A 20337-nucleotide genomic window follows, 5' to 3' on the forward strand; every position below is an offset into this window, starting at 1 on the left:
TCCTTCAGAACCGCGCTTCGACGCCCACAACCGCCGAACGGCCTGGGGAGACAAAGCTGAACACTTGCTCGTACCGGTCTCCCAGCAGGTTATCGATGCGGGCAAAGATGCTGACCTGATCGGTCATCCGGGCGCGCGCGTTAAGATTGACGAGCGTGTAATCGTCCAACTGCACCCGCACCGGAACAAAGCTGGGATCGATGAAGGCCACATCCGGCGTTACGCCATTGTGACGCACCACAAGCGTGGCAGACGCGGCATCGCCCGGCGCGCTCCACGTCAGCGCCGCGCTGGCGATGTGTTCGGGACGGCGGACTTCTTCCACGCCGTTTTCCTCGGCATCAAGGTAGCTATAGGCCGCATCCACGCTCCACTGCGGGGCGAGCCGGGCGTTCAGCGATACCTCAACCCCGCGCTGGTTGCTCACCGTGGTGCGATTGGCCGGGGTCGCGATGAAGGTAGGGGCGGGGAACGTGGTGAAAATTTCCCCCTCCAGCTCGCTGTTGAAATAGGTCACGGCCAAGCTGGCACTATCGCCCAGCTGCTGGTCAAGCCCGACTTCCCACCCGGTCGACTTTTCGGGCCGGAGGTTTTCATTGCCGATGAAGCGGCCATCGACAAAGCCATACAGCTCGAAAAAGCCGGGGTTCTTGACCCCGCTGCCCGCCGCAGCGCGCAGGCGGGTGGTGTCGGTCACGCGGTAGCCCGCGCCGACACGGAAGGTGGTGGCATCCGCAAACAGATCGTTGATGTCGTGGCGCAGTGCCGCCGACAGGTCGAACGCTTCGCCAGCATAGCGATATTCACCCACCAGGCCGACCTGTTCGATCTCTCGCCGCCCGTTGAAGGCAAAGCCGCCCGGTGTGGTGTTGCGGAACCCCTCGACCTCGTAATCAGCGGCGAAGGTGAGATTGTGCTGATCCGCCAAGGCGAAGGCGCTGACATAGGAGGCCTTTACGCGGTCGCCTTCGCTTCCGCTCGACTTGCCGAAGGCGGTGAAGGTTTCGCGGGTGACATCGGCGATCTGGGCTGAAAGGTCATGGGTCCAGCGCCCCTCCAGCGTTTCCATCTTTGCCCCGACCAGCGCATAGACAGCCTCGTTGGTGAAGCGGGTGCCGGGACTGTCGATGATGAAGCCGAAGGTGGGGCTGGCGGTGTCGGAATCGCTGTCGTTGGATTGGCCTTCGGTGCGGATGAAGCGGGCTGCGGCGCGCAGTTGCACAGTGTCGCTCAGATCGACCGCGCCCTTGCCCGCGACAGTGTAGCTGTCGCGACCAATATCACGGACGCCGCCTCGCGCATTGGGTTGGCCATCGGTGCTGACCACCGTGGCAGAAAGGGCTGCGTCCCATGTGTCACCGGCTGCGCCATAACGCAGCGCGCCGTTGACAGTGCCTTGCGTGCCGCCCTCAAGCCGCGCGGCAAAGCCGGGCACAGCGCGCCCGCTGGCGCTTTGGTAAGCGACCACGCCGCCGATGGCGTCAGGGCCATAAAGCGCGGATTGCTGGCCGCGCAGCACTTCGACCCGGGCGCCGGGCTCGACCTGAAGCGTGCCGATGTCGAATTCGCCCGCGAAGGGATCGGACACTTCGATCCCGTCGACCAGCACGAGCACGTGATTGCCCTCGGAGCCGCGCAGCCGGATCTGGGTCTGGCCTGCGATACCTGCAACCGCCACGCCGGGCACATCGCGCAGGATATCGGCAATGTCGCGGGTCTGGCGCTGTTCGAGCTGTTCGGCGGTGATGATGAGGGCGGAGCCGGTGAATTCGGAGATGGAAACCGTTGGCAGGCGGCTGGCCGACACAAGGATCGGCTCCGGCGTGACGCGCTCGCCGACCGGGTCACCCTCGTCGACATAGGGTTCTTGCGAGACCTGCTGCGCGGCCACAGGCGCAGCCCAAGCCAGCGCCGCCCCAGCGACGCTGCCCAACAATACAAAATTTTTCACGGATTCCTCCCGTTATCAGCAACATGGTGGCCGCGAGGGAACCTTCCCCCACAGCCCAGCGATGTCGCTCACAACGAAAGTGGTTCCGCGCCTGGCCAATCCCTGAGCCGGGCAAAGAGCGACACGCCCCGGTCGGTCTCCTGGCTCACGGATCAACGCATCCGGTGCTCACCTTCCCAGCGGCCCGAGGGCCCCCAGTGGCTGCCCCTACCGGGGCGCGCAACCAGATACTCACCGCTTACAGTTGCAGGGACAGCTGCGGAATCAAACCGCATTCCCGTTACCGAAACGCGGGGCAAGCGATAGCGTCAGGCAAAGCCGACGGCAAGCGGTGTAAAGTGGAAGAATAGGGATTGCGCAGATCGGCCCAAAGGGCCGCATGGCCGATCGGCCGCCGCGCCTTATGGCGCGATGGCCAAGCGGGCCGGACGGCCCGCGCAGCGCTTGCAAGTTAAAACAAGAAATACCTGGTGGAGCCGAGGGGGATCGAACCCCTGACCTCGTCATTGCGAACGACGCGCTCTCCCATCTGAGCTACGGCCCCGTTCCAGGTTTTTGCGCCCGCGTGCCATTCCCAAAAGGAAAGCGGGCAGGCGCGCGCAATAACTGCAAGCCGGGGCCCATGCAACGCAAGATTTTTTCGCGCTGCGGCCCCGGTTTGACTGGCGCTCCCTACTGGCCCTTACCGGGCGCGGGAGTGGGCGCGATCGGCTGAACCACCGGCTGCGACATCACGCCTTCGTTCACCGGAATGACGGGCACTGGCAGCCCGGTCACCGGATCGATCACCGTCTGGGCAGCGGGATCGGAGGCGCCCATCACCGCCATGCCCGAACGGGCCTGCTGCACCGCAACCCAGCCCGGCTGCGAGGCGCCGTACATCGCGCCCCACTTTGCATCCCACGCAGCCGACGCCTGCTGATAGGCCTCGAACTCGTTGAAGAACTGGTCGAACGGCAACAGCAAACCATCAAAATTGGCCCGCGCGAATTCGAGCGGATTGGCAGGCGGGGTCATCAACACGCGGTTCGACATTTCGAGCGCCGCACGGCAGAACCCGGCGCGCGCGGCAGGCTCTGCAAAGAAATTGTAAACCTGCGTGGTATAGCCATCGCGCGCCACAATCGCATCGCGCCGCACGCGGAAGCGGCTGGTGTAGCTCTTTTCCAGCCGATCATTGACCGCCTTCAGCGATTTGACGTTCTTGGTCAGAAACGCGCGGTAGCCTTCGAGGACCGGTTCGTAATCAGGCCCAAGGCAATTGAGCGCAGCGACGTTCCAGGCCGAACGCAGGTTCCAGACCAATTGGTCGTCGGACAGGTTGCTGTTGACCGTGACACGCCGACCGTCAGGCCCGCGCGGCGGCAGGTCCATCACGTAATGCGCCCCGCCCGGCGGGAGCGGGCGGTAGGGCACGGCTTCGACCACCACCGGCGGCGGGGGCGGCGGGGGCGGGGGCGGCGGGGGCGGCGCCGGTGTGGCACAGGCCGCCAGCACAGCGCTGGTCGCTGCCAACATGGTAATGGTCACGCCAAAGCGCTTGCGCGTGGTGGCCTGCGCAAGCCCGCCATGCGCGGATGACGACGTGGGGGAAGCCGCGTTCATTGGGGTATCTCTCCTGCTGCGGTCTGAATGGGCCGCCAAGGGCGTGGATGCGCGCCGACGGCTTGCTCCAGCCTGAAGCGCAGCGATACCGACCCTCGGTTAGAATGCAAATGCCCGGAGCTTAAGGAAAGCCCCGGGCATCCGATATTTCAACATCTGTGCGTCAGACCGAAGCCCTGGCCAGTGGCGTGGCGGACCGCTTACTCGCGGTTGCCAAGGAAGCTGAGCAAGAACTGGAACATGTTGATGAAGTCCAGATAAAGGCTCAGCGCGCCCAGGATCACGGCCTTGCCCGCAAACTGCGTGCCGCGCAGATACTGGTACTCGTTCTTCAGGCGCTGCGTATCGTAAGCGGTCAGACCGGCGAAGATCAGCACGCCGATGAAGCTGATCGCGTAATGGAACGCGGGGCTCTGGAGGAACAGGTTGATGACCATCGCCACCAGCAGGCCGATCACGCCCATGATGAGGAAGCTGCCGAGACCCGACAGGCTCTTCTTGGTGGTGTAGCCGTACAGCGACAGACCGGCAAAGGCCGCGGCGGTGGCGAAGAAGGTCGTGGCGATCGAACCGCCGGTGTAAACCAGAAAGATCGACGACAGCGACAGGCCCATCAGCGTCGCAAAGCCCCAGAACATCAGTTGGAGCGTGCCGGTGCTGAAGCGGTTGGCGCCAAAGCTCATGGCGAACACGATGGCGAGCGGCGACAGGCCGACAACCCAACGCAGAGCACTGAAGTGAATCGTTTCCGCGATGCCGCTGCTGAAAGCCAGCAGCGCGACGATCCCGGTCAGCAGAATGCCCGAGGTCATGTAATTGTAGATCGAGAGCATGTGCGAACGCAGGCCCTCATCAAAGCTCACGCGGCCGGCGACATCGCCTCCGGCGCGGGGCACGGAGCCCAGCCGCTGCGCATCGCGCGAGGTGTCATTCCAGTCAGCCATTGCGAAACCCTTAGCCTTTCTTATCGGAGCGCGGAAACGCCCGCGCTCTCCAATGCGGCGAATATCGGAGTTTCGGCAGCGCTTTTCAAGCGAAACCGGATTGCAATCGGCGCAATTCGTTCAGATTAACCGATGTTAATCTTAACTGCCGCGAGAGAGTGCTGCGCCCTTTTCGGCGGTGGCGCGCAAGGTGTCGGTCAGCAGCCGCCGCAGCGCCCTACCCTCGTCAAGCACATTGAGGCCTTCGCGGGTCATTCCGCCCGGACTGGCAACCCGGTCAGCAAGGGTCGCAGGGCCAACATCGGCGTTGGCCGCCAGCGCGGCTGCACCCTCAACGGTGGCCAGCGCGAGACTGGCCGCCGTGCTCTCCTCCAGGCCCAGATCCACGGCCGCGCCCGCCAGCGCATCGATAAAGCGGTAAACAAAGCCCGGCCCCGATCCGGCAAGCGCGGTCACCAGATCGAACTGTGTCTCATCATCCAGCCACACCGCACTGCCGAGGGTATCGAACAGCGCGAACACGGCCGCGCGCGGCGCTTCGGCAAGACCGGTATGGCTCAGGATGACCGGCGATTTGTTGATCCGCGCTGCCAGATTGGGCATCACCCGTACATGCGCGGCAGCCTGCGGAAAGGCGGCGGCGAGCTGCGCCAGCGTGATCCCGGCGAGCAGCGAGAATACTGTCCGGCCCGCGGTCACATCCTGCAAACCCGGCCCCAACGCACCCAATTGCTGCGGCTTGAACCCGAGCAAGACCGCATCATGCGCGCCCGGCAGATCGGCGGCATTGCGGTAAAGCGCAACGCCATCCGGCGCATCGGGCAACGCGGGATCGAGCACGCTGAACCGCGCGGGCGGCTCGCCAGCAGCCAGCCAACCGGCCAGCATCGCCCCACCCATGTTGCCGCAGCCGATGATAAGTAGGTGGTTCATCTTATTCGCGCGCTCAAGCCTCGCCCGCAGCGTCAACCATCGCCGCGTCCAAAGCCGCGCGGGGAGTTTTGCCGCCCCACAGCACAAACTGGAACGCCGGGTAGAACCGGTCGCATTCGTCGATCGCACATTCGACCAGCGACTGCGCCATATCCAGACTGAGCCGCCCGCCATCACCCAGCAGCGCGCCGTGGCGATAGAGCAGCACGTCGCCGCTGGACCAGATATCGAAATGCCCCAGCCACATCTGTTCGTTGACCAGGCAAAGCAGCTCGTAGGCAGCGGGTTTTTTATCTTCGGTCACGCGAATGTCAGGCAGGCACAGAAACTGAAGCACGCGGTCTTCGGCCCGCCAGATCGCACGCAGCTGGTAATTGGCCCAGCTGCCCTGCACTTCGCCGGTCATTTCATCATCAGCCACCATTTCGCATGGCCAGCCTCGCGCCTCAAACAGGCTGGCGAGCATTTCGACGGGGGCGGCTTCGTCCTCGGCGGAATAGTCCATGTCTTGCACTCTCATGGCCGGGGGATCGCAGTGGGGGGGAGCAGGTTCACCATTGGTGCAACGCATGAACGCCTTGGGGCAGGCTTGGCAATCGCCCATGTCAGGCTGGCTGGGGAGAACCGGACAGACCTGTGCAAAGCCTGTGCAAAGAAAGTGGGGGATCACGCCCAGGCGTTACTTAAGCGCCTGAACTTCCTCGCCTTCATCGCTGAGCCACAGGAAGCTGTCGAGACCCTTGGCCTTCAGCTCGCGGACCATGGCCTCGGCCTTGTCGCGGCTGGCGACAGGGCCGACGACAAGCCGGTTCGTCTGTCCCCAACGCGCCGTATGGGGCTTGAGGCTGGCAAGCGTCTTGCCGCCTTCCTTGCTGATCCGCCGCCAGTCAAACGCCAGCGCATCGATCTTGCGGCCCGTTGCCACCTGCACCCAGACGCGGCTGGGGTGAACGGGCTTGGGCGGCTCCTTGGGTTTCGGTTTTTCGGCCACCGGCTTGGCGACAGGTGGCGGCGGCGCTTCGCGCTTGACCGCGATTCGCGAAATATCGACCGCATCGCCGCTGACCCGCGCATCGGGTAGCGGAGCGCCCAGGTCGGCGAAGGCATCGGCGACCCGGAGCGGCGGTTGGGGTAGCGGCGCTGGGACTGGTGCCGGTAGGGGTTGCGGCGCGGGCAGAGGCGCGGGCAGTGGTGCAGGCGCAAGCAGAGGAGCGGGCACCGAAGCCGCAACCGGCCCCGGCGCACTCGCGGCCGTCGTCACGTTGACCGGCGCCACCGTGGCCACGCGCGCCGGCGGGGGCACAGACCCGATCGCCGACGCGGAAACCGGTTCGGCATAGACTGTGGTTGTTGGCGCTGGCACCGCCACCGCTGTTGGCGCAGGCGCAGGCAAGGCACGCGCACCGAGCGGCGGACCGCTGGGCGCCAAGCGGTTATCCGCGCGTTCCTCGGCAGCAAAACGTGCCAGCCGCGGATCATCGCGGCCGATGTCTGCCGCACGCGGGAAAATGCCGAGATTCGCAGCCGCCGCCTGCTGCGGCTTGGTCAGGCGCGGCATGTAACCAAGATAGGGCACCAGCCGGGTTGCCAGATCGCGCGGCATGACCTGTTCGACAATCGCCGTCGCACGCTCGCTATCGCCCATGATCGCAAGGCCAAAGGCCCGCGTGCGCTGGGCCGCCATGTCCCGCTTGTCGAGCAGCGGGCGCAAGGCCTCTTCAAACCCCGCGCGATTGCCGGAAATGGCATAGCTGGTCGCAAGGCGGCGGCGCGCCTCGTCATCGGCGGGACTGAATTGCAGCGCCCGCAGATAACCGGCCTGCGCGGCTGGCTGTTCGCCCACCAGATCCAGCGTAAGCGCGCGGTCCGATGCGACCGCCGCCTCGGGCACGCCGGCGGCCAAAGCCCGGTCAAACTGGACCAGCGCCTCTCCCGCGCGGCCGGCCCGCAGATAGACCGAAGCCAGCCCCTGCGCCGCGCCAGAATGACCGGGGTCAACCTCAGCCGCCCGGCCAAAAAAGCCGATCGCCGCTTCAAGATCATCGACCCCCAACGCCGCCTGACCCGCCTCGATCAGCGCGTCGCGATCACGCGGGGTCTGGGCCAGCGCTACAAGCGCGCGGTTGAGCCGCTGCACCTCGCCCGAAGGCAGCTGCTGGACGACCTCGCGCGAAATCACCTCTTGCGCACGGGCAGTGCCCGGACCCGCAAAGGTCGCGGCCATGCCCATCGCCAGAGCGCAAGTAACAGATGAACGCGGCGCCATCATGCGTGCCTTAACGTGCCTGCTGAGTCCCGCCAGAGCGGGACGCGAGCCATGCGGCAAACAGCGCCCCACGTGCGCTGAAAGACAGCGCGCATGGGGGGCGAGTTACTGGTTATTCTGCCGCCCGAGGAAGCGCGGGATGCTGAGCGCCGGGCTGTCATCGCCGTCATCATCATCGTCTTCTTCGCGCGAGCTGCTGCGTGACAGATTGGCCATGCGCTCAAACAGCGTGCTGCCGCCGCCGGCCGCACCGCCGGCACTGCCGCCGCCACTGCCAGCACCTTCGGCGCCGCCGCCGAGCAGACCGCGCCGCCGCCCGCCACCAAGCCGGGCCTCGACCGGGCGATTGTCCGCCGCAAGCCGGTCTGCATTGGCCAGCAGGTCATCCTGCAAGGGACCGTCATCAGGCTCGTCCGCGTTGGAATAGGGCGTGTAACCATCATCCAGATCAAGCGGATCTTCGCGCGTCGGCGCCGCACCGCCAGCATTCGCGACAAAGCCAGCACCCGGCGCATCGTCCACACCGCGCAGGCCCGCCAGCGGATCGACGATGCCATCGACATCGTCGTCATATTCCTCGCCATAATCATCACCAGCCTGCATACCGGTCAGGTCGAACGGCGCAGCGGTCGGAAAATCGCCATCCTCCTCGGCGTCCTCGTCCTCGGCGCCAAGGTCGAGCATGTCGTTGCCATAGCTCACCGAGGCGGAAGCCGCCGGGCTGAAACTGGCGGCCGGGGCCGCTGGGGCAGGGGCCGGAGCAGGCTGCGGCGGCAGTTCGACCATGCCCTCGTCTTCAGACAATTCCAGCACAGGGCGCTTGGGCGCGCGCGCACCGCCGAGCGAGACCGGCTGCGAGCGTTCGGACTGGCCGATAGCGCTTTGCTCGATCCCGGTGGCCACCACCGAAACGCGGATCTTGCCCTTCAAGTCGGGATTGAAAGCGCTGCCCCAGATGATGTTGGCGTCTTCATCAACCAGTTCGCGGATATGGTTGGCGGCTTCATCAACTTCGAGCAGGCGCATGTCTTCGCCGCCGATGATCGAAATGATGACGCCCTTGGCGCCCGCCATGCTGACCCCGTCGAGCAGCGGGTTGGCGATGGCTTGCTCGGCCGCGTCGAGCGCGCGGTTCTCGCCCTCACCCTCGCCGGTGCCCATCATCGCCTTGCCCATCTCGCTCATGACCGAACGCACGTCGGCAAAGTCGAGGTTGATGAGGCCGGGCATGGTCATCAGATCGGTGATCGACCGCACACCCTGCTGCAACACTTCGTCGGCCAGCTGGAAGGCTTCCTTGAAGGTGGTTTCCGCCTTGGCGACCAGGAACAGGTTCTGGTTGGGGATGACGATCAGCGTATCGACATGGGCCTGAAGCTCTTCGATCCCGGCTTCGGCAGCGCGCATCCGGCGCGTGCCTTCAAACAGGAACGGCTTGGTGACGACACCCACGGTCAGCACGCCCATGCGGCGCGCGGCTTCGGCGATCACGGGCGCGGCGCCGGTGCCGGTGCCCCCGCCCATACCGGCGGCGATAAAGCACATGTTGACGCCTTCCAGCGCCTTTTCGATGTCCGCAACCGTTTCTTCAGCAGCGGCCTTGCCCACTTCGGGCCGCGCGCCTGCGCCAAGCCCGCCAGTGATATCCGGGCCCAGCTGGATGCGGCGTTCAGCCGGCGAACTGCTCAAGGCCTGCGCGTCGGTGTTGGCGACGATGAACTCGACACCTTCGATCTCAGCAGCGATCATGTTGGCAATCGCGTTGCCACCGGCCCCGCCAATCCCGATGACGGTAATGCGCGGGCGCAGGTCGTCGCTCGCTGCGGGTCCGATATTGATGCTCATCTGCTGATCCTCCCGGCGCGGAAACGCGGTATCCTTACCACGTACCCCGCATAGCGCGTCTGTGACATAATCATGATACACATTTTATAGCGGCTTAACCCTTATCCACAGCACCGCTGCGTCAAAAATACTCTTTCAGCGCCCGGAACAAGCGCGCGATCAGCGCCGAGATGCCGCTTTCGCGCGTGAAGGCCTTGTATACGCCGGCGCGGCCCGCACCCACAGCGCGGATATCGACCGGGTCGTCCGCCGCATAAAGACACAGCCCCGCCAGCGTTGCGAAGCCAGGCGCGTGGTGCGCTTCGGGCATCCCGACAAGCTGCGGCGGCCGCCCAAGCCGCACCGGTTGGCCGAGCGCGCCCTGCATGAAATCCGCCATGCCGGCAAGCTCCGCCCCGCCGCCGGTCAGCACCACCTGCCCCGCCCGGCTGCCGGCGAAACCCATGGTCTTCAATGCCTTGCCGACCTCGCCCGTCAGCACCGACAATTGCTGGGTCACCACAGCGATCAGTTCGGCGCGCACGATCCGGTTCTTGTCATCCGCCCCGCGCGCCAGCGGGCCGGGTGCTGCGCCATCCGCGCTTTCGCCGGGGCCGCTGACCGGGATCAGTTCGCGATTGTCTGACGGGCTGGCAATCGCTGACCCCGCCACACATTTCAGCCGTTCCGCCTGAGAGCGGCGGATGCCGAAGCTGCTGGCAATCGCATCGGTGATGCCAGCCGAACCCATCGGGATCGCATGCAGCCCCAGCAGCATTCCGCCTGCGAACACTGCAACATTGGTGATATCCGCGCCAATCTCAACCAGCGCCACGCCAAGCTCGCGCTCTTCGGGTGTCAGGCAGGCGTGACCCGCTGCCAGCGGCGCAGCGACAACGCCTTCGACTTCGAGATGCGCGTTCTGCACCGCTTCGGTGAGGTTTCGGACCGGCGCGCCATCCGCCAGCATCACGTGGATATCCACCCCCAGCCGTTCAGCATGAAGCCCGCGCGGATTGGCAACGCCGTGGGCCCCGTCGAGCGTGTAGTGCGCAGGCTGGGCATGGAGCACGCGGCGGCCATCGGGCTGGATCATGTCCTGCGCCTCGATCAGCAGCGCTTCGACATCCTCGTCCTCGATCCGCCGCCCGCCGATTTCGATATCGACCGCCACGACATGACTGGCCAGCCCTGCACCGGCGCAAGCGATCCAGACGCTGCGCACAGGAGTGTTCGCGCTTTTTTCGGCGCGCTCCACCGCATCGCGGATCGCATGGGCGGCAGCCGCCATGTCGGTGACATAGCCGCGCTTGACCCCCGCACTGGCACGGTGACCGCTGCCGAGCACCTGCAATTCGCCGTTCTCGGTCTCGCCCATGATCATCGCCGAGATGCGGAAACTGCCGACATTGACCGCCGCATAAGTGCGCGCCAGACGGCGCTGTGCAGGTGCCCGTGATGCCATCAGATCGGCTCCCCCTGTTCGTCCGCTGCAACGACCTTGGGCTTGCCGACCGCATCGGGCAACCGCAGATACAAGCGCGGCGGTGTGCGCATATCAAAAGCCAGCACCTTGCCGCCAAGCAGCCGGTTCTTGCCGTCCAGCCGCGCAAACTTGACCAGTGCGGTCGCGGCCTCGACTTCGCCTTCAGGCAGCGCCAGCAATTGCCCGGTGGCAAAGGTCAGGTTCCAGCGGCGGTTGCCGACCCACTCGGCAGCTTCGATCTTGGGGGTCAGCGCGGGCGCGACAGCCAGCAGCGACTCCAGCGCCGGTGCCTGCCGCCCCGCGCCCGGCCCGGCCAGCCGCAGCATCCCCTTGGCCTTGGCGGGGGCTACCGGTTCAAGTTCCACCCCGGTCTGGTCGATCAGCACCAGCCGGTCGGCCTTTTCCAGCACGGCATGCGGCGTGCGTTCGACAATGTCGATGGCCAGGGTGTGGGGCAGCTGGATCGAAACCCGCGCATCTTTTACCCAGGGCAGCGCGCGCAGTTCGGCCCGCAGCTTGGCGATATCAACATCCGGCATCGCCTGATTGCGGGTGGCGAGCGCGCGGGCATAAACCTGCTGTTCGTCCATCCGCGCCGTGCCGGTCACGCGGACATGGCGCACTTCAAACCCCGCATCGGCAGCAATCGCTGCGACCTGTGCCTGCGCGAGGGCTGGCACGCCTGCAAGGCTCGCAATCACGAAGGCGGCGCCCACCCCGGTACCGATGATCATGGCCAGCCAGATGCGGCTCCACTGTTCCTCGGTGAAGGGCAAAAGCCCCATCGCCCGGTCGATAAACCCGCTCGCCTGCCCACGCGCACGCTGGGCGGTGAGGCTGCGGCTTTGCGCCTTGGCCGCGCGCCGTACGCCGGAGGTGCCGTTACGCCGGATCTGCTGTGCCATCGCTGCCCCCCTTTCGCTTGTGACCCTTGCCCTTTGCCCCATGCACCCGAAGCGCCTCGGCTACCAGCATCTCGACCAGATCGGCATAAGGGATACCCCGCCCCGCCGCCTGTTCGGGCACGAGACTGAGCGGTGTCATACCCGGCTGGGTGTTGGTTTCGAGCACGAACAGCCCGTCCTCGCCCGCCTCGTCATCCCAGCGGAAATCGGTGCGGCTGGTGCCGTGGCAGCCCAGCACCTGATGCGCCTTGACCGCATAGGCCTCGCACAGGGCGGTGATTTCAGGCGGAAGCTGCGCGGGGAAAATGTGTTCGGTGCGCCCCGCAGTGTACTTGTTCTCGTAATCGTAGAAGCCGCTTGCGACCACCAGTTCAGTCACACCGAGCGCGCGCGGACCATCGGGGCCATCGAGCACAGCCGCCGTCAGTTCGCGGCCCTTGATGAAGGGCTCCGCGAGCAATTCGGCGAATTCCTGCCAAGGGCCGCGCGCGTCCGGGCTGATCGGGTTGCCGACATTGCTGTCCGCCGTGACGATGGCGACGCCGACGGACGAGCCTTCATTGACCGGCTTCAGCACATAGGGACGCGGCAGCGGGTCGCGCGCGTAGAGTTCCTCGCGCGTCACGATCCGCCCGCCGGGCATGGGGATGCCGTGTGGCACCAGCGCCTGCTTGGTCAACTGCTTATCGATCGCGATCACCGAGGTGGCGAGGCCCGAATGGGTGTAGGGCAGCCCCATCAGGTCGAGCATCCCCTGCACCGTCCCGTCCTCCCCCGGCACGCCGTGGAGCGCGTTGAACACGACATCGGGCTTGGCTTCGTGGAGCCTGAGCGCGACATCGCGGCCCATGTCAATCCGGGTGACGCGGTGGCCCTTGCTCTCCAGCGCATCGGCTACGCCCGCGCCGCTGGTCAACGACACGGGGCGTTCATTGGCCCAACCGCCCATCAGGACCGCGACGTGGAGGGGATTATCAAACATCATTCAATTCCGTTCGGGCTGAGATTGTCGAAGCCCTGCACGTCACTTTGGACGTGTTGTGAAAGTAGGACGGCCCCTCGACAAGCTCAGGGCAAACGGGTGTTGGTGCATGCATCACGGCCGCCCCACCCGCTGGATTTCCCATTCGAGACTGACGCCGGAATGGGCATAGACTTTGTCGCGCACCAGCTCGCCCAGCCCTTCGATATCGGCGCTGGTGGCGGAGCCGGTGTTGATGAGGAAGTTGGTGTGCTTCTCGCTGACCTGCGCGCCGCCCAGCGCGAGGCCGCGGCATCCGGCTGCATCGACCAGGGCCCACGCCTTGTGGCCATCGGGGTTCTTGAAGGTCGAACCGCCCGTCTTGGTGCGCAGCGGCTGGCTCGCCTCGCGTGCGGCAGCGATGCGGTCCATCTCCGCGCCGATGGCTTTGGGATCGCCGGGGTGGCCACGAAAACGCGCCGACACCACAATTGCCCCGTCAGGCAGAGCGGAATGGCGGTAGGAATATTCGAGTTCCTCGGCGGTCAGCGTTATGAAGCTGCCATCGTGCAGGATCACCGCGCAATCCAGCAGCACATCGGCCACTTCGCGCCCGTAGGCACCGCCGTTCATCCGCACAAAGCCGCCAACCGTGCCGGGGATGCCGCGCAGAAACTCAAGCCCCGCAATGCCGAGGTCGCGCGCGGTCGAGGCAACCAGAATGCCGCTCGCCCCGCCGCCGCAGGTCAGTTCCAGCTCGCCCGTATGCTGGACGCCCGCAAAGGCCTTGCCCAGCCGCACCACCACGCCCGGAACCCCGCCATCACGCACGATCATGTTCGAGCCGAGGCCCAGTGCCATCACCGGGATTTCCCCGCCCAGCCGTTCAAGAAACAGCGTGAGATCGGCCATATCTGCAGGCTCAAACAGCCAGTCGGCAGGCCCGCCGGTCTTGAACCAGGTATAGGGCGCAAGCGGCGCCTTGCAGGTCAGCTTGCCGCGAATACCTTCGAGCGGCACGGGCGCGGATACCCCGCCTTCCACCGCGCAGGTCGGGGCAGCACCGCTGTCAAATTCGTAACTGTCGCCGGGCTGGTTCATGCCGCGCCCTGCTTGGCGGTGATCGCAGGTGCAAGGCCCGCCGCCCAGCGGGTGATATCGCCCGCACCAAGGCACACAACCATATCGCCCGGCTGGATCTCGCCCGCCAGCGCCTCGGCCAGCGCCTCGGCCCCCGCAATCTCGCGCGCGGCCCGGTGGCCCCGCGCTTTCATGCCTGCCACCAACGCGGCGTGATCGACGCCCGGGATCGGCTCCTCACCCGCCGGATAGACCGGCGCGACATAGGCGACATCAGCATCGTCGAAGCAGGATTGAAAGGCGTCCATCAGATCATTGAGGCGTGAATAGCGGTGCGGCTGGGCGACCGCGATCACCCGGCCATCGGTGCCCGCCACAGCCTCACGCGCCGCGCTGAGCACGGCGCGGATTTCGACCGGGTGGTGGGCGTAATCATCAATCACCGTCACCGCGCCGCCATGCACGGCGATGCTGCCGACCTTGGTGAACCGCCGCCGCACGCCGCCAAACCGGGCAAAGCCGGTGCGGATCACATCATCCGTGCACCCCATTTCGATCGCAACTGCGATCGCAGCGAGCGCATTCTGGACGTTATGGCGCCCGGGCATGGGCAGGTGCACACCCTCGATCCGGCGGTCTTCAAGTCCGCGCTGACGCACGATCACATCGAAGCTGTTGCCGCCCTCGGCGCTGCGGACATTGACGCCGCAAATATCGGCTTGCAGCGAGAAGCCGTAGGTCACGACCTTGCGGTCGCGCACGTCGCCGATCACGGCCTGCACCACCGGGTGATCGACGCACAGCACCGCCGCGCCGTAGAAAGGGACGTTGTGGATGAACTCCACGAAGGCGCGCTTCACCCCGTCGAAATCACCGTAGTGATCGAGGTGTTCGGGATCGATATTGGTGACCACGGCAATGGTGCCGTCCAATCGCAGAAAGCTGCCGTCGCTCTCGTCGGCTTCGACCACCATCCAGTCGCTATCGCCGAGGCGGGCGTTGGAGCCATATTGCTCGATAATCCCGCCATTGATGACGGTCGGATCGATCCCGCCGGCGTCCAGCAGCGTCGCGATCATGCTTGTGGTGGTGGTTTTGCCATGCGTGCCAGCCACCGCGACGGTGGATTTGAGCCGCATCAGTTCAGCCAGCATCTCCGCCCGGCGCACCACGGGGACGCGGGCTTCCAGCGCGGCGGCGACTTCGGGGTTGGTCCGGCGCACCGCGGTGGAGGTGACGACCACGGCCACGCCCTCCACATTCTCGCGGGCATGGCCGATATGCACCGTGATCCCGCGCGCGCGCAGGCGTTCGACGCTGGGGCCTTCGGAAATGTCCGATCCTTGCACGGTGTAGCCGAGGTTGCGCATCACCTCGGCAATGCCGGACATGCCGATCCCGCCGATGCCGACGAAATGGATGGTCCCGATGTCTGTGCCAACGCCCTTCATGGTTCAGCCCGATCCTTCGCAGCTTTGCGGGTCGCGGTCTGGGGACGGGCAGCGGCCTGCGCCGCGCGGGGGTTTGTCTCGCCCATGCGGATCACGTCCATCAGATCAATCCCGCTCATGCTCTCAACCAGATCGGCGAGGTCTTTCGCTGCTTCGGGGCGTCCGCAATTGAAGGCGCAATGCGCTGCGTTGGCGAGGCTGGCGGGGTTCATCGCCATCGCCTGGATCTGCTTGGCGAGCTCCTTGGGCTGGAACGCCTCCTGCCGGATCATCCGCGCGCCGCCTGCGCGCACCATCTCGCGCGTGTTGACCGCCTGGTGATCGTCAGTCGCGATCGGCAGCGGGATCAGGATCGCCGGGCGGCCCACCGCTGTCAGTTCCGCAATCGTCGAAGCGCCCGCCCGGCCGATAAACAGGTGCGCGTCGGCCAGCCGTTCGTGCATGTCTTCAAAATAGGTGCCCAGTTCAGCCGGAATATCGTGGCTGGCATAGCGCGTGCGCACGGCCTCCAGATCCTCGGGCCGGCATTGCTGGGTCACCTGCAAGCGCTGCCGCAGCGCAGGGGGCAGCATCGCAAGGCCATCAGGCACGACCTCGGACAGCACCCGCGCGCCCTGTGATCCGCCCGTCACCAGAATGCGCAGCAGGCTTTCATCGGTGAAGGACGGAAAATCCTTGTCGCGCAGGGCCAGCACCTCGGCGCGCACCGGGTTGCCGGTCAGGCGCACCTTGCCTGCGTGCTTGGGGTTGAGCCGGTCGACTTCATCATAAGACGTTGCAATCGCGTCGACCCGGCCCGCCAGCAGGCGGTTGACGCGGCCCAGCACGGCGTTTTGTTCATGCACAATGCTCGGCAGCTTGGCCGCCGTTGCCGCCAGCAGGGCGGGCAAGGCGGGATAACCGCCAAAGCCGATGGTCGCCGACGGCTCGAACGCATCGAACAGACGCAGCGCCATTGCGCGGCCTTCCAGCACCGCGCGGATGCCGGCTGGCCAGCCCAGCGGGTTCTTGCCGAAACGCCCGGCGGGCAGAACGTGGGCGGTGAGAAAATCAGGCTTGCCCGGGATCGCCGCGCCGCGATCATCGGTGATCAGCGCGACGTGATGTCCGCGCGCATGAAGTTCGCTCGCCAGTGCGAAAGCCGGGATCAGGTGCCCGCCTGTGCCGCCTGCGGCCAGCACATAATGGCGTGAAGCACCGTTCGGACCGGAACTGAAACTGCTGCTGGTCATGCGCCGGGTTCCTTGCGTTCAATCAGGTCGCGCAGCCCCCCGCCGTCTCGGGCGAGGAACGGGTTGCGCCGGGTGATTGCCAGCAATAGCCCAAGCGTAAAGCACACCGCCAGTGTCGATGAGCCGCCGTAGGAAATCAGTGGCAGCGTCATGCCTTTGGACGGGAACAGCTTGAGGTTCACCAGAATGTTGATGAAGGCCTGCCCGCCGAACTGCGTTATCAGGCCCGCCGCCGCCAGCAAGGCGAACAGATTGTCCTCGCCCACCAGCCGTGTCAGCGCACGCAGCACCAGCCCGCAATAAAGCAGCACGATGATCGCGCACATGATCAGCCCGAACTCCTCCCCGATCACCGAGAAGATGTAATCGGTGTGCGCCTCGGGCAGGTTCATCTTGCGGATGCCCAGCCACAATCCGGTGCCGGTCCACCCGCCCGCGGTGATGGTGCGCTGCGCCAGATCGACCTGATCGAACGCCGTGCCCCCGCCCAGAAACCCGTCAATGCGGTGGCGGGCATTGTCATAGAACACATAAGCAAGGCTGAGCCCCACGACCGCTATCCCGCCCAGCGCGGCGATGCGCTGCCACGGCATGCCCGCCAGCAGCACCATCACCAGCCAGATCCCGCCGAACAGGATCGCATCGCCCAGATTGGGTTGCAGCATCAGCAGCCCGGCAATCAGACCCATCAGCGCACTGACATAGACGATCACCGGCAAACCCGGATCGCGCAGGCGCCAGCTCAGCACCCAGGCGCAGATGATTGCAAAGCCCGGCTTCAGAAACTCGGACGGCTGCAAGCTCATCCCGACATTGATCCAGCGCTTGGCGCCGTTCTTTTCCTCACCGATGATGGGGACCACAAACAGCAACGCCAGCATCACCGCGCCCACCAGAATGCCCAACCGCCGGGCGGAATCGCGGCTCAGGAACGACAGGCCGATCATCAGTGTCAGGCCCATCAACTGGAACACGACATGGCGCTTGAAGAACATGAAGTCGGCGACCCGTTCTTTCGCGGTGGACAACTGGTCAGCGCTGGCTGGCGACGCGGCGGCGACCGCGACCATGCCGATCGCCATCAGCAGCGCGATCAGCAACAGCAGCACGCGGTCGATCTCGCGCCACCAGATCCGCAGTCCATCACGCCAGCGCCGCTGGATCGGAACAGGGGGCAGGTAATTGCCAGCCGAGCGGCTGACCGGCGAATAGGCCGGCAGCGTCATGGCAGGATGCTCCGGCTGGCGGCGCTATCGCTGCTGGCGGTGTCGCAGCCGGTCAGCACCCCGACCATCTGGCGGAAATGGTGGCCGCGCTTTTCATAATCGCGAAACTGGTCATAGCTGGCGCAAGCAGGGCTCAGCAGCACGACTTCGCCCGGGCGCGCGGCTTCTTCGGCGCGGCGCACGGCTTCGCTGATGAGTTCGCAGCGGTGGGTCAGCACGCGGCCTTCCAGCAATTCAGCAAACATCGGCCCCGCCTCACCCACGGTATAGGCAGCCGCCACATTGCCAAGGTGATCGGCGCAGGCTCCAAGGCCATCCTCTTTGGGCAGGCCGCCGACAATCCAGTGGATGCGGGGAGCACCATCGTTGATAGCAGGATCGGGTGGGAAGGCCGCGAGCGCAGGGGCAGCCGAGGCGGCGTTGGTCGCCTTGCTGTCGTTAATGTAGATCACGCCCCGCGCCTCGCACACCCGTTCCATCCGGTGCGGCAGGCCGCGATAGCTGGCGAGCCCCTGGGCGATCTGCGCGTCTTCAAGGCCAAGCTGGCGGCAGATGGCCACGGCAACGGCAGCATTCTGGGCATTGTGCGGCCCGGCCAGCGAGGGCGAGCGCCCTGACGCCAGCCCGCCAGCATCAAGATCGGCGGTGCTCACCCGCACCAGCGGCTTGCCCGCGGCCTTGACCCGGTCAGCGATAGCGCGGCTGGGTGCGTCCTCCGCACAAATGATGGCGGTGCCGCTGGCCTGCATCTGGAACAATCGCTCCTTTGAGGCCGCATAGGCCGCAAAATCGGCATAGCGGTCCAGATGATCTGGCGTGATGTTGGTCAGCGCGGCAACGTCGCAATCGAGCGTAAACGTCAGGTCGATCTGGAAGCTCGACAATTCGAGCACATAGACGCCGCCTTCCGGCAGCGCCGCCTGCCCCATGATGGGATCGCCGATATTGCCGCCCATCAGGCTTGGCACGCCTGCGGTTTGCAGAATGTGATGGACGAGCGCGGTGGTGGTGGATTTGCCGTTGGTGCCGGTGATGGCGACCACACGGTGCGGCGGCAGATGGGCGCGGGCCGCCGCGAACAGTTCAATATCGCCGATCACCGGCAAGCCATATTGCCAGGTATGCGGCCCGATCGGATGATTGTTGAGTGGCACGCCCGGCGAAACCACCACACCGGCAAAGCCGGTAAGATCCAGCTCCAGCGGATCGATCAGCCGGCAGCGCCCTTCAAACGGCTCGCGCGCATGGGGCTGGCGATCCCAGGCGACCACCTCCGCCCCGCTCGCCAGCAGCGCCTCGGCGGCGGCCGCGCCCGACCGCGCCAGACCGAGCACCGCGTAACGCTTTCCCTTGAAGGCGGGGGAGGTAATCACGTGACCCTGCCCTCTCCTATCGCAGTTTCAGTGTGGAAAGACCGATCAGCGCGAGCACGATGGCGATGATCCAGAACCGGATGACAACCTTGCTCTCGCTCCAACCGAGTTGTTCGAAGTGATGGTGGATCGGCGCCATCTTGAACACCCGGCGCCCTGTGCGCTTGAACCAGAACACCTGCACAATCACGCTGACCGCTTCCAGCACGAACAAGCCGCCGACAATGCCGAGAACCACCTCATGGTGGCTTGCCACGGCAATCGCGCCCAGCGCGCCGCCCAGTGCAAGGCTACCGGTATCGCCCATGAACACCGCAGCAGGCGGCGCATTGAACCACAGGAAGGCCAGCCCCGCGCCCATGATCGCCGCGCAGAAAATCGCCAGCTCGCCCGCGCCCGGGACATGCGGAATGCCCAGATAATCGCTGAAATCCGCCCGGCCCACCAGATAGGCGATGATGGCGAAAGTGCCGGCCGCAATAATCACCGGCATGATCGCAAGGCCATCCAGCCCGTCCGTCAGGTTCACCGCGTTGCCCGCACCCACAATCACGAAGGCGGCAAAGACGTAATAGAACGGCCCCAGCGGGATGCTCACCCCGGTCAGGAACGGCAGGTAGAGATTGGTGTTGATCTGGCTGACGATCAGCCAGCTGGCGACGCCCGCCACCACGAATTCACCCAGCAGCCGCACCCGCGCCGGCACGCCCGCGTGGCTGTTTTTGGAGACCTTGTCGTAATCATCAAGGAAACCGATGACCCCGAAGCCGATCGTCACCGCCATGCACGCCCACACGAAGGGGCTGGAAAGATCCATCCAGAGCAGCATCGCCGCTGTCAGCGCGGTCAGGATCAGCAAACCGCCCATGGTCGGCGTGCCGCGCTTGGCGAGGTGCGATTGCGGGCCGTCCAGCCGGATCGGCTGACCCTTGCCCTGGCGCACACGCAGAAAATTGATGAAGCGCTCGCCGATCAGCAACCCGATCACCAGCGCCGTCATCAGCGTCGCGCCCGCGCGGAAGCTCTGGTAGCGCACCAGATTGAGGATGCCTTCGAAGCCAAGCCACTCGGCAAGCAGATACAGCATTCAATAATCCTTT

Annotated in this window: 16 protein-coding genes, 1 tRNA gene and 1 riboswitch; all 17 genes read right to left on the reverse strand. The window is 65.5% G+C overall.

Annotated features, from left to right (window positions below; translation table 11 throughout):
• Positions 1–4: 4 nt before the first annotated feature.
• The 17 genes from C0V72_RS02285 to mraY all read right to left on the reverse strand — a co-directional run bounded on the left by C0V72_RS02285 (position 5) and on the right by mraY (position 20324).
• The gene (locus C0V72_RS02285) at positions 5–1951 is read right to left on the reverse strand and encodes a TonB-dependent receptor plug domain-containing protein (RefSeq protein WP_101791597.1); all 1947 of its coding nucleotides are present in this window, start codon (positions 1949–1951) and stop codon (positions 5–7) included.
• Between the two features lie 113 nt (positions 1952–2064).
• Positions 2065–2254: riboswitch (cobalamin riboswitch) on the reverse strand.
• A gap of 165 nt (positions 2255–2419) precedes the next feature.
• Positions 2420–2495 (reverse strand) — tRNA-Ala (locus C0V72_RS02290).
• A 128-nt stretch (positions 2496–2623) separates the two neighbouring features.
• The gene (locus C0V72_RS02295; RefSeq protein ID WP_101791598.1) at positions 2624–3556 is read right to left on the reverse strand and encodes a hypothetical protein; all 933 of its coding nucleotides are present in this window, start codon (positions 3554–3556) and stop codon (positions 2624–2626) included.
• Positions 3557–3756: 200 nt separating this feature from the next.
• Entirely contained in the window at positions 3757–4500 is a 744-nt protein-coding gene (locus C0V72_RS02300; RefSeq protein ID WP_101791599.1) for a Bax inhibitor-1/YccA family protein, read from the reverse strand.
• A 141-nt stretch (positions 4501–4641) separates the two neighbouring features.
• Positions 4642–5433 (reverse strand): pyrroline-5-carboxylate reductase family protein, encoded by a 792-nt coding sequence (locus C0V72_RS02305; protein WP_101791600.1) that lies wholly within the window; start codon positions 5431–5433, stop codon positions 4642–4644.
• A gap of 13 nt (positions 5434–5446) precedes the next feature.
• Entirely contained in the window at positions 5447–5938 is a 492-nt protein-coding gene (locus tag C0V72_RS02310) for a YbjN domain-containing protein (protein WP_101791601.1), read from the reverse strand.
• Positions 5939–6112: 174 nt separating this feature from the next.
• Positions 6113–7699: an SPOR domain-containing protein gene (locus tag C0V72_RS02315; RefSeq protein WP_233999735.1), complete on the reverse strand. Its 1587-nt coding sequence runs from the start codon at positions 7697–7699 to the stop codon at positions 6113–6115.
• Positions 7700–7804: 105 nt separating this feature from the next.
• The gene (gene ftsZ / locus C0V72_RS02320) at positions 7805–9544 is read right to left on the reverse strand and encodes a cell division protein FtsZ (RefSeq protein WP_101791603.1); all 1740 of its coding nucleotides are present in this window, start codon (positions 9542–9544) and stop codon (positions 7805–7807) included.
• Positions 9545–9665: 121 nt separating this feature from the next.
• Positions 9666–10988: a cell division protein FtsA gene (gene ftsA, locus C0V72_RS02325; protein ID WP_101791604.1), complete on the reverse strand. Its 1323-nt coding sequence runs from the start codon at positions 10986–10988 to the stop codon at positions 9666–9668.
• On the reverse strand, positions 10988–11914 hold the full coding sequence (locus tag C0V72_RS02330; protein ID WP_101791605.1) for a cell division protein FtsQ/DivIB: 927 nt from the start codon (positions 11912–11914) through the stop codon (positions 10988–10990). The genes ftsA and C0V72_RS02330 overlap by 1 nt, the downstream gene beginning before the upstream one ends.
• A complete protein-coding gene (locus C0V72_RS02335; protein WP_101791606.1) occupies positions 11892–12899 on the reverse strand; it encodes a D-alanine--D-alanine ligase in 1008 nt (335 codons plus the stop codon). Before C0V72_RS02335 ends, C0V72_RS02330 begins: the two co-directional genes overlap by 23 nt.
• A gap of 111 nt (positions 12900–13010) precedes the next feature.
• Positions 13011–13976, reverse strand: coding sequence for a UDP-N-acetylmuramate dehydrogenase (gene murB, locus C0V72_RS02340; RefSeq protein ID WP_233999736.1), 966 nt, complete (start codon positions 13974–13976; stop codon positions 13011–13013).
• On the reverse strand, positions 13973–15406 hold the full coding sequence (gene murC, locus C0V72_RS02345; RefSeq protein WP_101791607.1) for a UDP-N-acetylmuramate--L-alanine ligase: 1434 nt from the start codon (positions 15404–15406) through the stop codon (positions 13973–13975). The genes murB and murC overlap by 4 nt, the downstream gene beginning before the upstream one ends.
• Positions 15403–16638 carry an undecaprenyldiphospho-muramoylpentapeptide beta-N-acetylglucosaminyltransferase gene (gene murG / locus C0V72_RS02350; protein ID WP_101791608.1) on the reverse strand — a complete coding sequence of 412 codons (1236 nt, stop codon included), beginning with the start codon at positions 16636–16638 and terminating at the stop codon, positions 15403–15405. Before murG ends, murC begins: the two co-directional genes overlap by 4 nt.
• Positions 16635–17864 carry an FtsW/RodA/SpoVE family cell cycle protein gene (locus C0V72_RS02355; protein WP_101791609.1) on the reverse strand — a complete coding sequence of 410 codons (1230 nt, stop codon included), beginning with the start codon at positions 17862–17864 and terminating at the stop codon, positions 16635–16637. Before C0V72_RS02355 ends, murG begins: the two co-directional genes overlap by 4 nt.
• A complete protein-coding gene (gene murD / locus C0V72_RS02360) occupies positions 17861–19237 on the reverse strand; it encodes a UDP-N-acetylmuramoyl-L-alanine--D-glutamate ligase (protein ID WP_101791610.1) in 1377 nt (458 codons plus the stop codon). The genes C0V72_RS02355 and murD overlap by 4 nt, the downstream gene beginning before the upstream one ends.
• Positions 19238–19253: 16 nt before the next feature.
• Positions 19254–20324 carry a phospho-N-acetylmuramoyl-pentapeptide-transferase gene (gene mraY, locus C0V72_RS02365; RefSeq protein WP_101791611.1) on the reverse strand — a complete coding sequence of 357 codons (1071 nt, stop codon included), beginning with the start codon at positions 20322–20324 and terminating at the stop codon, positions 19254–19256.
• Positions 20325–20337 lie beyond the last annotated feature (13 nt).

This window comes from Porphyrobacter sp. TH134 (assembly GCF_002855495.1).
Lineage (GTDB): Bacteria > Pseudomonadota > Alphaproteobacteria > Sphingomonadales > Sphingomonadaceae > Erythrobacter.